The organism is Streptomyces sp. M2CJ-2 (assembly GCF_016757295.1).
In the GTDB taxonomy this organism is placed as follows: Bacteria; Actinomycetota; Actinomycetes; order Streptomycetales; family Streptomycetaceae; genus Streptomyces.
Genome location: NZ_JAESIF010000116.1, coordinates 1 through 11153, shown reverse-complemented (window position 1 = coordinate 11153; position 11153 = coordinate 1). Strand labels below are relative to the sequence as shown.

At 69.2% G+C, this 11153-nt stretch carries 10 protein-coding genes and 2 pseudogenes; 2 read left to right on the top strand and 10 right to left on the bottom strand.

Annotation, left to right across the window (positions count from 1 at the left end; translation table 11 throughout):
• Window positions 1–264: 264 nt before the first annotated feature.
• From JL475_RS36490 to JL475_RS36465, 7 genes and pseudogenes are all read right to left on the bottom strand, one after another.
• The gene (locus tag JL475_RS36490) at window positions 265–879 is read right to left on the bottom strand and encodes a hypothetical protein (RefSeq protein ID WP_202282487.1); all 615 of its coding nucleotides are present in this window, start codon (window positions 877–879) and stop codon (window positions 265–267) included.
• Window positions 880–1090: 211 nt separating this feature from the next.
• Window positions 1091–1294: a DUF397 domain-containing protein gene (locus tag JL475_RS40870; protein ID WP_237409297.1), complete on the bottom strand. Its 204-nt coding sequence runs from the start codon at window positions 1292–1294 to the stop codon at window positions 1091–1093.
• Window positions 1295–2119, bottom strand: a pseudogene (locus JL475_RS36485) (Scr1 family TA system antitoxin-like transcriptional regulator); the annotation flags it as partial.
• Between the two features lie 185 nt (window positions 2120–2304).
• On the bottom strand, window positions 2305–3522 hold the full coding sequence (locus JL475_RS36480) for a hypothetical protein (RefSeq protein WP_307825300.1): 1218 nt from the start codon (window positions 3520–3522) through the stop codon (window positions 2305–2307).
• Window positions 3507–4352 (bottom strand): hypothetical protein, encoded by an 846-nt coding sequence (locus tag JL475_RS36475; protein ID WP_237409291.1) that lies wholly within the window; start codon window positions 4350–4352, stop codon window positions 3507–3509. The genes JL475_RS36480 and JL475_RS36475 overlap by 16 nt, the downstream gene beginning before the upstream one ends.
• A 636-nt stretch (window positions 4353–4988) precedes the next feature.
• Window positions 4989–6686, bottom strand: coding sequence for a hypothetical protein (locus JL475_RS36470; protein WP_202282484.1), 1698 nt, complete (start codon window positions 6684–6686; stop codon window positions 4989–4991).
• On the bottom strand, window positions 6683–7327 hold the full coding sequence (locus tag JL475_RS36465) for an ABC transporter ATP-binding protein (protein WP_307825299.1): 645 nt from the start codon (window positions 7325–7327) through the stop codon (window positions 6683–6685). The genes JL475_RS36470 and JL475_RS36465 overlap by 4 nt, the downstream gene beginning before the upstream one ends.
• Before the next feature lie 174 nt (window positions 7328–7501).
• Between JL475_RS36465 and JL475_RS40865 the strand changes: the two are divergent.
• Window positions 7502–7606 (top strand): annotated as a pseudogene (locus JL475_RS40865) (IS6 family transposase); the annotation flags it as partial.
• A gap of 421 nt (window positions 7607–8027) precedes the next feature.
• Window positions 8028–8693 carry an ATP-binding protein gene (locus tag JL475_RS36460; protein ID WP_202282482.1) on the top strand — a complete coding sequence of 222 codons (666 nt, stop codon included), beginning with the start codon at window positions 8028–8030 and terminating at the stop codon, window positions 8691–8693.
• On the opposite strand, the gene JL475_RS36455 is transcribed toward JL475_RS36460, so the two are convergent.
• The 3 genes from JL475_RS36455 to JL475_RS36445 are packed head-to-tail and all read right to left on the bottom strand — an operon-like array spanning window position 8680 to window position 10647.
• Complete coding sequence (locus tag JL475_RS36455; protein WP_202282481.1) at window positions 8680–9342, bottom strand: HAD family hydrolase; 663 nt, start codon at window positions 9340–9342, stop codon at window positions 8680–8682. The genes JL475_RS36460 and JL475_RS36455 overlap by 14 nt on opposite strands.
• A 49-nt stretch (window positions 9343–9391) precedes the next feature.
• On the bottom strand, window positions 9392–10315 hold the full coding sequence (locus JL475_RS36450; RefSeq protein ID WP_202282480.1) for an EamA family transporter: 924 nt from the start codon (window positions 10313–10315) through the stop codon (window positions 9392–9394).
• Complete coding sequence (locus tag JL475_RS36445; RefSeq protein ID WP_202282479.1) at window positions 10312–10647, bottom strand: uracil phosphoribosyltransferase; 336 nt, start codon at window positions 10645–10647, stop codon at window positions 10312–10314. Before JL475_RS36445 ends, JL475_RS36450 begins: the two co-directional genes overlap by 4 nt.
• Between the last annotated feature and the right edge of the window lie 506 nt (window positions 10648–11153).

Below are 11153 nucleotides of genomic sequence, written 5' to 3'. Positions count from 1 at the left end.
ACAGGCCGTATCGCGCTGACCTGCGACAACGACGCCCCGGACCCATTCATGTGCCCATCAACTGATGAACTCGGGCAGCAGCGGTGAGAGAAGATGAGGCAGCGGGCACGGCAACCCTGCAGATCGTGAAGCGTAGAGAACTCCATGATCTACAAGCGCCGTGCCCGCTCTGCGTCCGGAGTCCGCCACATGATCAAACCGGGCGAACGCGACTCTCCCCGGGGCCTTGGGGTCAGGGAACGGAGACGACGGCTTGGAACCTCATCATGGTCTGTAGGAGAGCACCGGGTCGGCCCACCCGCCAAGGCGACGGCAGAGGCCGAAGCGGGAGGGCAGCCACCAGCGTCGCCGGATGTGGGATTCGGTGACCGAAGACCACGTCGGCCCGGAAAGATTCTCCACGCCCCACCAGGTCTTCACGGCCTTGTTCCCACGTAGTTTGAGCAGCGGCCATCGAGGCAGGTGCAGGCCGACGAAGAACATCGAGACGTCGTCCCCGCACTTGGTGGTGTAGAAATACCGCTCAACGTCCGTGTAACTGGCGCCCAACCCGCACTCCAGCCCCATCGTCCCGCCCAGCCACGACAGGGCCAGCTTTCCACCAGCGGGGATCGACGGCACCAGCACGGGGTTGAACCACCGCTCGCCGTTGAGGCCCCGGGTGAGTCCGGTCCTCACTGCTTGGGCAACAACGATGTTGGTCGCAGGACCGGTCCCTACGTTGACCAGCCACCATTTGGGTTCGCTCGAACCGCCCTGTCCGCTCTCCCACATGAACTGCAGGACGGGCATGTGCGAACGTCGGCTCGATGCATACGCAACAGCCAACGATCCCAGCGACACAAAAACCGCGAAGACCGAAATCAGAACGGTCAGCATCCGTCCCTCCCCTACTCACGCTGAGCACGTGCCTCCCGTCCATAGACAAGGAGGTTGCTACCGGCCGCCGTACTCCACATGGGAGCCGTGAAGCGCGCCCCGCGTCTCATGGCAACGGTCGGCGTGTCGATGAGAGACGCGCCGCCGGCTCCAAGCTGCCGTTCACGTCCGCCCGGCTCTCATCGGACAACGACCCAGGGAGGCGACAAGCTCACATCACCTCAAGCAACGCCGACCACGCCGCCGGACCGACCCTCAGCACAGGCCCAACCTCCACCGTTCGCTTCGAGTCCCGCACGTGAACGGCACCGCCAGCGACAGCGACCTCCACGCACTCGCCACCCTCGCCACTGCTGTAGGTGCTCTTGTGCCAGACCAGTTCACCGTTCGCCTTAGCTTCGTCCACGGCGTTCATCTCTCCCAGTAGCTTCTCGATCAGTTGCAACGACTCACGCGGTGTTAGCGCCTGTGCCCGAAGGATGCCGTACTGCTCCTCGTGCTCACGCACCGAACTCCGCTCCTGGAGCAGGCGGCTTTCCTTCTGCACTTCCACATAGGCGATCCTCAGGCCTTTGACCGTCTCGATCAAGGTGAACGGTCCCGCCAGCGCAGCATGTTCACTGACCTCGGTCGGCATGATCTGCAACTCGACGTTCCGGCTCTGACCTCGGAGACAGATGTTCTCCAACTGCCCACGCCAGACGTCCCATCCGCCGATCGGTCGCCGCAGTACCGACTCCTCGATCACGAAGCTGATCGTCGGCAGGGGCTTCCGATCGAAGATCTCCTGCCGCGCAAGGCGGGCCGCCAGACGCTCGGAGATGACCGTCTCGTCCAAAAGGGGGCGTCGCGCATCGAACACCGCCCGCGCGTACTCCTCCGTCTGCAACAGCCCTGGCACCGCCTGGTTGGCGTACACATGCAGCTCAACCGCCTCCGCCTCCAGCTTCGCAGCATCCCGGAAGAACGCCGGGTACCGAGCCCGCGCTACCTCCTCCTTCATCACCGTCAGCAGACCGCCGGCCTCCAGGGCCGCGTCCGCCCGCTCGATGAACTCCGGTTTCGGGATGCGCCGCCCCAACTCCACCGAGGCGACCATGTCCTCGCCGTAACTGAGCTTCGCACCCAACTCCGCCCGCGTCAGCCCCCTGCTCGTCCGCAGCAGCCGCAACTGCTGCCCGAAACACCGGAGGATGCCCGTCTCGCCCTCACTGCCCTGAGCCGTCACCGGTGACCTCACCTCACCCACCCGCACAGAGGCGCCCGCTCCGCGCCCCGCCGCAGGCACCCGACCGTCACTCCTGGCTCACTCTAGGGACACGCACCGTGGCCTGCGCACCGCTTCTGCCCGCTTCCCCCCGTACCGGGGACAAGCGCCCGCCCTCCCACGTACAGCACCCACCTGTACACACGCACCCGTGCGCTTCACCGCCACTCCAGGAACACCGTGTCGTTGGTCAAGGAATCAGCGGAGACAGGAACCGCGGCCCCTTCTCCCGAAGTCGACACCACCCGGAAGTCGCCCAGGCCCACCGGCTGCCCCGAGCGGTCGTTGGGCGAGTGAACGGAGGCGATGAACTTCTCACCGTCCGCCGACACCACCATCCCCTCGGCGACCCTCCCGTCGTCCTCGCGGACCACGGCGACGGCGTTCCCCTCGGGACGACCGCTACGAGCATCCACGGTCCGGAAGTTGGCGGACCGGGTGCGGCACAGCACCCGTTCGTCGCCGACCCAGCCGACGATACCGACGCACCCACTGAGCAGGGTGGCGGAGCGGCCCGATGCCGCGGTGAGCGGTCCCGAGGAATCCCGGGTGGGGAAGACGTGCCCGTAGATCTTCGGCGCGGTCGCGGTGAGGCGACGGCCGTCGGGAGCGAGGTGCACCATGTTGGCCTGGACGGCACGCGGGGGCTTCCCGGTGACGGTCAGGGGGAGGTCGTGCCCGATCGCCGGGCCCTCGTCCGACAGCCGGTGATCCCCCTCCGTGGATCGCGAACCGATCCTGCGCTCACCGTCGCCGGTGATGTACGTGAACCAGACACTCCGCCCATCGGGTGCCATCACGGCGTTCTGCTCGTCGTCGCCCTGCGCGTCGCTCAGGCTCACGAAGTCGTCGGCATTGCCGCCGCTCTCCACGTAGCCGGCGTGCGTCGTCCTACCGTCCGGGTCCCGGAGCACCACGGCCATGCGCGTGTACGCGAGGTCGAACAGGGCACGGACCCGGGGAGTCACGTACTCCAGATCGTCCACGGCGTAGGGCGACGGACTGTCCGAACTCACTCCGCAGAGGTCCACGAGAGGGCTGTGGACATCCTTGACGTCCGGGTAGTTGCTGAACGCGGCGTCGACGGGGATGAAGAAGTTCCGGGTCTCGCGCAGCTCCCACCGCTCGGGATCCCAGGCCTGCACGTTGACCCCGGCGTAACGCGCACCCATGCTGCACGTCGCGGTGACGACCGTGCCCTCGCGGGTGAACGCGTTGTCCGGAAGGGTGTATCCGCGGTTGCCCCAGTAGGGCGCCGAGGGGCGCGGCTGCGGTGTTTCCTCCTCTGCGGACTGCGAGGAGCTGCAACCCGGGACGCACAGGACGGCCAGGACGGCGACGAGGACCGCGACCTTGACTCTCAGAGCTGGGAGCACATGTTCCCCTCGGGCTCGTCATGGCACGGCGTCCAGGGAACGGACCCGAAGACCCAGCTCTGCCGGGGGTTCTCCGGGACGGACTCCGTGCGGATGCGCAGCGGCTTCCCCTTGTCGTCCTTCAGTTGGACCCACCGCCCTTCAGGCCGGTAGGTGTCGTTGTAGTGGACCTGGACGCCCCACTCGCACGACTGTCCCCGCGGCGCGATGACCTCCGCCCGGAGCCCGCCCGACGACTGGCCGTTGCCGACCTCCACGAAGCGGTTGCCGAAATAGGGCTCGCCCTGTCCCTCGGTGTCGTCGGTCAGCACCGGTTCGTCGGAGCGGGGCGGAAGGTGGAGCCGGATTCCCTCGTAGGCGGCTCCGCCCTGCGAGGGACGGCCGATGACGGCCTGCGCGGTGCTCTTCCGGCACGTGAGGTCGGTGACCCTCCAGTCGTTGATGGTCACCGCGTACTGCCGTGTACTCATCACGGTCATCTTGAACGTGTCCGAGAACTCCATCCCCCCACTGGAGGTCTGCTGCTCCTGGTACCGCTGCGGAGCGTGCTCCAGGAACGGCGCGTAGGCGAGCGGACGGCCGCCCAGGGACTTGAGGTAGGAGAAGACGTCCGAACTGGCCTTCATCTTCGGGACCTCTTCGTCGGTCAGCGTCCGGTCGAGCACCATCGCCCACTCCTGGGGCTCACTCCGCTCGGGCTGCACGGAGACCGTGAACGGCGGCTGGGAGGCGTCGTACGCCTTGTTGGAGTCGTTCTCCTTGGTGACGCTCGGCCCGATCATGGCGTACGCCAGCAGCGCCCCGCCCAGACCTCCCAGCACAGCGCTCACCGCCGCCACCGTCAACCACAGCCTCCTCTTGCGCCGGGAGGCTCCGGCAGGCACGCCGAGCACTTCGGGAAGGACCGTCCGCAGATCGTCGTCGGCCCCGCTGCCCGCGCCGGGGGAAGCCGGGGGCGGCACGTCAGGGGGTTGCGTCGGCGGGGGCGGCACGGGGGCGGGGGGTGAGGTACCGTCCGGGGTTCCGTTCTGCCCCGCCGGCCCCGGAGTGGTGCTTTCCCCGGTGTTCCCGGCGGTGTCCGGCCGGGGTTCCGGTGTCCCGCCCGATGGTGCGGTCGCCGTCATGCCGTCCCCTCACGACGTGATCCGTGGTTCCGGCTCGGCGGACCGACCCGGAGTCCGTACAGAACCCCTTCCCACCGAGCACCGACTCTCACCACCCACCATAGGGACAACATCCCTACCTGTCCGCAGAGTTGACACCACTCCGTCCCCCTGCCCCGCACCGGGCGCGCCCCACCTCACGTACAGCACACTCCCGTACAGGCGTCGCTGCTGGTGACGGGCCCGGCGCGGCCACCACGCTGAGTCCATGCACACCTCGCCCTCCCCGCTCCCTCCCCCGAGGGGAGGGACACCCATAGCTTCAGCAGCGGGCCGCAGGGCCGCCGATCGCCCTGCTCCTGGCTACGGCCGTACCCGCTTGCGTGCGCGCCCCAGCACCCAGCGGAACATCAGCAGCGCCAGGACCCAGCACGCGGCCAGGCGGCCCAGTGGTTCTGCCGCCTGCGGGATGCCGACCGGGAACGGTACGGCGAGCAACACGGTCAGTCCCACGACACCGGTCATCGGGCCGATGGCGTACCACAGCATTGCCAGGATCGGACCGGTATCGCCGAGCACGGGACCGCCGTACAGCACCCACACGGGCACGGGCGATCTGTACGCGCTCAGCAGCCCCGCGGCGACCAGCACCGGTGCGGCCGCCAGCACGACCAGAGGTGCCGCAGGGTGGGCCGACAGTGCGACCGGTACGGCGAGCAGGCATCCGGTGACGACCAGCACGAGCATCGGCACGAGCGCGTGTTCGAGCGCGAGGCGCTCGTAGGGCCGGGGCGACCATGCCGTGCGCCGTACGTCGTCGGCGTCCAGCCTGGCGGGCTCCAGCAACTGTGCCGCGGCGAAGTAGCCGAGCAGGGCGGCCAGTGCCGCCGTGAGGTACACCGTCCCGCCCCGGGTCCCGTCCGCCGCGTCGGCGGCCGCACCGGCCGGCACGAGCAGCAGGGCCATGAGGCCGGGCCGCCTGGGCGCCATGATCAGGCCCAGCGCATCGCGCCAGGCGACCAGCAGACCGGGCGAGCGCGGCGGGGACAGCCGGGCGGCCCATCGTCCGACACGGCCACGGCCGCGGATCTCCAGGTCGCCGGTCATGGCGAGCCGGACCGAGCGCATGTCCACAGCGAGGATGCCGGCCAGCACCCCGCCCGACGCCCGGCCCCGCGACCGCAGCACCGCGGCGGGCATCTCCTCGACGACCTTCGCGGCGTGTACCAGGGCGGCCGCCGTGGCCGCCACCAGCAGGGCGAGCGCCGCCGGCCACAGGGGAGCCGACCGGCCCGCGGCGGCAAGGACGGGCTGTGCCGCCCAGCCCCACGGGCCGGACCACAGTTCGACTGTCTCCAGCACCGTCGAGCGGTGTCCCCACGCCGCGGCCACCGCCTGCACGGCGCTGAGCAGAACGGCGAGCAACAGGACCGGAGTGGCCCGACGGAGCCGGTCGGCAGCCTTTCGGGACCGTTCCACCACGGTCGCCCCGACCACGGCCAGCAAGGCCAGGCAGACCGCGGGGCCCAGGCAGGCCGGGGCCAGAAGGCCGATCCGGCCGAGGCCGGCCGCAGCGATGAGCAGTGCGCCGACGAAACCCAGCAGCAGCGCGGCGAACGCCCAGATTCCCGCGGACAGGGCGAACCAGGGCAGCAGCACCGGACGGCGTCGGACGGGCAGCGCGAGCAGCCAGTCGACGTCGGGCCGGGGCAGGATCACCGGCCCCCGCCACAGCGCGTCGCGCACCGTGAGGAAGAACCCCGCCAGCGCCACGAAGACCAGACCGGACGGCAGCATACGGGTGATGGTCTCGGCGCTGTCCGCCAGTGGCCGGCGGTGGCCGATCTCGTGGAAGAGCCCGATGACGAACAGGCCGTACCAGCCGAGCAGCAGGACCAGGACGACATACACGGCATACGCGAACCGGCGGGCGCGGCCGGCGCCGCGGCGGGCCCGCAGCCATTGCGTCGTCTCTGCGGTCCGGTCCGCGGTGCCGCCCTTGCGCCGCGCGTCCGCGCCTCCGCTGCCGTCGGCCTCCGTCCCCAACGCCGTACGGCTCACGCGTCCGCCACCGTCAGAACCTCGTCCGGGCTGCCGTCCGCGACCACGGCCCCGTCGTCCAGGGCGATCACGCGATGTGCTGCCCGCGCCAACTCGGGCTGGTGCGTGGCGAACAGCACCGCCACGCCCTTGTCGCTCTCCGCCCGCAGCACGTCGGCGAGACGGCCGCGCGCCCGGGGATCGAGCCGTTGCTCCGGCTCGTCGAGGACCAGCAGGTCACGGGGGCGCAGCAGCGCCGACGCGAGCAGCAGCGCCTGGAGCTGCCCGGAGGACAGCGCGCCGGGCAATGAGTCTGCGTGGCCGGTCAGCCGCTGCTCGCGAAGGAGCGCGTCGATCCGGACCGCGGGCACATCGTGGGCCACGGCGACCAGTTCGAGATGCTGCCGTGCCGTCAGGTCGGGGTAGCAACTGAGGGCGTCACCGACGACCGCCACTCGGACGCGTACCCGCACATCGTCCTCGGCCATCGGCTCGCCGTCGAACTCGACCGTGCCGGCGGTGGGCCGGTCCCGGCCGCAGGCGATGCGCAGCAGGGTCGACTTTCCCGAGCCGTTCGGGCCCAGCAGCGCCACGCACTCGCCCGCTGCCACCTCCAGATCGACGGATCTCAGCGCCTCGCGCTCCCCGAAGGTACGGCTCACACCCACGACTGTCAGCAAGGCTGCTCGCACCCTCGCGACTCCTTCCGCAGACGTCTGCTGCCGTGACGGGACCCGAAATCTACGGCAACGGTTGCACCAACCACGACCGCAGGGGTTGTTCACGACCAACCGGTCACGGTCATCCCGCCTCTTCCGTACGGTGAGCACGACGGTGAGCGCCGCTCCCACCAAGGTCTGGACAACCGGGCAGAAAACAGTCATCAGCCCACGAGGCAGCGCGAGCGCGCTGATGCGCAACTTCCGCAGTTCGGGAGCGCCCGCATCCTGTGCCACCGGCGGTTCTTCGTCCATGGGATGCGGCGCCGGTCGGACCGTCGCCGCATCCCATGGACGCCTGTCAGTCGAAGAGTCCTTCGACGACCTCTTCGGCGACCTCACCGCCGATCTCTTCGGCCGTCTCCTCCGCGATCTCCTCGATGAACTCCTCAAAGATGTCGTCCATATGTCGAATCCCTTCTTGTCGGCGTGGCTGACCCGCCGCACGTGTGAGGTGGCTGCGGGCTCATGGGCATCCGTTCAACGTGCTGTTCCTGGACGCGAGTTCCCAGAAGACCTTCCTTGTGCGGCGCGTTGGTTGTCGACCCGGGACGGATGAACAGCGGCGCCCGCTCCCCGCCGGCGTCAGCTTGACTCTGCCGGGGATCTTGGAACTGGAGAGTTCAGCCACCGAGAGTCCGCCATGGCCTTCACCTCCACCCCGCGAGGCGCCCGCCTCGCCCGCCTCTTCGTCGCGCACTGCCTGGACTCCTGGGGCCGCCCCTACACCAGCCACGTCAACGAGACACCGACCCTGATCGCCACCGAGCTGTGCGCCAACGCTATGCAGCACGGGCGGGTCCCCGGCAGGGACTTCCACGTCCGGCCGGCCGGCGAGGCGGACGGCGGTCGGCTGCGCGTGGAGGTCTCCGACACCCGCGCGGAACGCCGGCCCGTCGTCACCGCGCCCGCCGACCCCGACGCCGATTCCGAGTCCGGTCGCGGCCTCCTCCTCGTCGCCGCCCTGGCCGACGACTGGGGCGTCACCGCCCGCCGCCGCGGCCCCGGCAAGACGGTGCGGGCGTCCCTGAGCGTGACCCACCCTTCAGCGGAGGGATCCCTCGAGCGCGCGGCCCGGCGCTGCCGCCCGGCATCGCGACTCGACTCCTTCTTCATCCACGTGAGCAGTCATGGCTTTGCGCAGCCCAGTTGGATGTGCTGGTTGAGCACACGCCCCATGGCATACCGTTGGACCGCCCGTTCGAAGGGGTCTGTCACCACCGTATGTGAGACAGAGCCGTTGATCAGACACTCCCCCGCGCGGGAGCACGGGTCAGGTGTTCGCGATCGGCGGTCTACACGGTGCTGAGGATGTGATCGACGACCGCCGGGAATGTCCGTGCCGTCCAGGTGGGCTTGGCGGCTTCGAGTTGGGCCGGGGTGTGGATGCCGTAAGTGACGGCGATGGAGAGCATGTTGGCGTTGTGAGCCATGAACAAGTCGTGCGTCGTGTCTCCGACCATGATTGCCCGGCTGGGGTGGTAGCCGAGTTCTGCGGCGATGAGGAGGCCTGCTTCGGGGGCCGGCTTCGGCTGGGTGACGGCGTCCGCGCCGACGACCATGGCGAAGTGGTCGCGAATGCCGGCTGCAGTCAGCAGCGCCTCGGCGCTTGCGGTGGACTTGCTGGTGGCGACGGCAAGGATCATGCCGTTGGCGCGCAGGCGAGCGAGGCCTTCGGCCACGCCGGGGTAGAGCAGCGTCCGGGCTTGGGGCACTATCCGTTCGCGGTAGAGCACTTGGTAGCGCTCGACGGCCGCTTCCACGGTTGAGGCTGTGGAGGAGAGGCCGATGAGGTCTGCGAAGGCCTCAGCCAGGGGGCGGCCGATGGTGCTGCGGATCGCGGCGGCCGTGATGCCGTGGATGCCGAGCGAGGCGAATGTGTTGGTGAAGGTGTCGACGATGACGTTCGGCGTGTCAATGAGGGTGCCGTCGAGGTCGAACAGGACCGGGCGCGTCATGACCGCTCCTGTGCCGGGCGCAGCCGGGAGCTGCGCCGCCTCGGTGGTTTCAGGGGACCGGGTCATGAGATTTCTGCTCCTCCACATGGTCGATGCCGTCGTGCTGTCGGCCTTTTCGCGCGGGCAGTTGCTGGGCCAGCAGGACCGCCGCCACCACCGCCACCGCCCCTGCTGCCTGCACGAGCGTCAGCCGCTGGTGAAGGAAGACGTAGCCGAGGAGAGTCGCCGCCAGCGGGCTGGTGAAGCCGAGCATCGACACCGTCAGCGCGGGCAGCCGCTCGATGCCGCGGAACCAGATGGCGTAGGCGAGGAGCGCTCCGATGAGGCTGAGGTAGGCGAAGCCGGTGATGTTGGTCCAGGTCAGGCGTGCAGGAAGACCTTCCGCGAAGAAGGCCACCGGGGCGAGCAGCAGGCCGCCGACGGCGAGTTGCCAGCCGGTGAAGGTGAGCAGGCCCACGCCCGGCGGCCGACCCCAGCGCTTGGTCAGGACGATCCCGGCTGCCATGCAGGCGGCTCCGCCCATGCCGGCGAGCACTCCCACCGTGTCGAGGCCGGCCTTGGGGCCCAGCACCAGCAGCCCGACGCCGAGCGTTCCGAGGAGGCAGGCGGCGACCTGCCGACTGCGTATCGCGTTCCGCAGCAGCAGCGCCGACAGCAGCAGGACGAAGACCGGCTGGATGGAGCCCACGAGTGAGGCCACGCCACCGGGCAGGTGGTACGCGGCGACGAAGAGCAGGTAGAAGAAGACCCCGATGTTCAGGGCTCCCAGGACAAGAGCGCGCCACCACCATCGGCCTCGGGGCAATGTCCGGCCCGCCGCAGTGAGGATCAGTCCGCCTGGCAGAGCCCGGACCGCGGCCGCGAGCAAGGGCCGGTCGGGCGGCAGGAGTTGAGTAGTCACCAGATAGGTGCTGCCCCACACCATGGGCGCCAGGGCCGTCAGTGCCGAGTCGAGCCCCGCCCGGTTCTTCATGAGGCGCCGGCCCGCGGGAGCGTGCCGGAGAACCTGTCGCCGAAGTCTCCGGTCCCGGGGACCGTGAAGGCGTGTTCGCTGAGGCCGTCCTCCACGGCGGGCGTCACGATCCGCACGGCCGGGGCCGCGCGGCTGACGCACTCCAGCCCCTGCGGCGAAGCCGGGAATTCGAAGGGCAGCAGCTCCAGTCCCGCTTCGAGAGGCAGGCGGATGGTCCGCCGGGAGGAGACCGCGAAGTCTCTCCGGAAAGCGTCCTTGTCACGGATGACCGTGTGCATCGCGCGTAGCCGGTTGGTCTGCGGTAGCAGAGCCACATTGCCGACCGTTGTCATGGCAGGTCTCCCTCCTGGCAGGCGAAAGCGGCAGGCAACTACCGCTTGGAGCCGTGCCGCTGAGCTGCACCGGGAAAGCACAAGCGGTCGCCGCCCGCCCCCAGCCTCACGTCGAGACTTACAAAATCGAATGTTCCGATGTCGAACTGTTCGCCGATACTAGGAGGACGTTAGCCTGATGTCAAACAGTTCGATGTCGAAGATTCAGATGTCGAATGAACGACGCAGTTGACGTGATCCTCAATCAATGGGTTGACCAACGGCCAGATCTGGATGTCTCACCCATGGCGCCCACCGGCCGCATCCACCGCTCCTACCGGCTGCTCTCCAAGGAGATCAGCGACCACAGCACACCCACGGGGCCTCGAGGCATGGGAATGCGACGTGCCGGCCACCCTCTGGCGCGCCGGCATCCCTCCGCGGCCGACTCGGGGTGCCGGTGAGAACCGTGTCAGTGCGCCACGAGGCGCTGGTGCGCCGTGAGGCGCGGTGAATCGAAGGAGGTG

Bases quoted from the DNA above. Each gene is read 5' to 3' on its own strand.
- JL475_RS36490 (WP_202282487.1), bottom strand. From the start codon at position 879: ATGCTGACCGTTCTGATTTCGGTCTTCGCGGTTTTTGTGTCGCTGGGA.
- JL475_RS40870 (WP_237409297.1), bottom strand. From the start codon at position 1,294: ATGAACGCCGTGGACGAAGCTAAGGCGAACGGTGAACTGGTCTGGCAC.
- JL475_RS36450 (WP_202282480.1), bottom strand. From the start codon at position 10,315: ATGAAGAACCGGGCGGGGCTCGACTCGGCACTGACGGCCCTGGCGCCC.
- JL475_RS36445 (WP_202282479.1), bottom strand. From the start codon at position 10,647: ATGACAACGGTCGGCAATGTGGCTCTGCTACCGCAGACCAACCGGCTA.
- JL475_RS36455 (WP_202282481.1), bottom strand. From the start codon at position 9,342: ATGACGCGCCCGGTCCTGTTCGACCTCGACGGCACCCTCATTGACACG.
- JL475_RS36460 (WP_202282482.1), top strand. From the start codon at position 8,028: ATGGCCTTCACCTCCACCCCGCGAGGCGCCCGCCTCGCCCGCCTCTTC.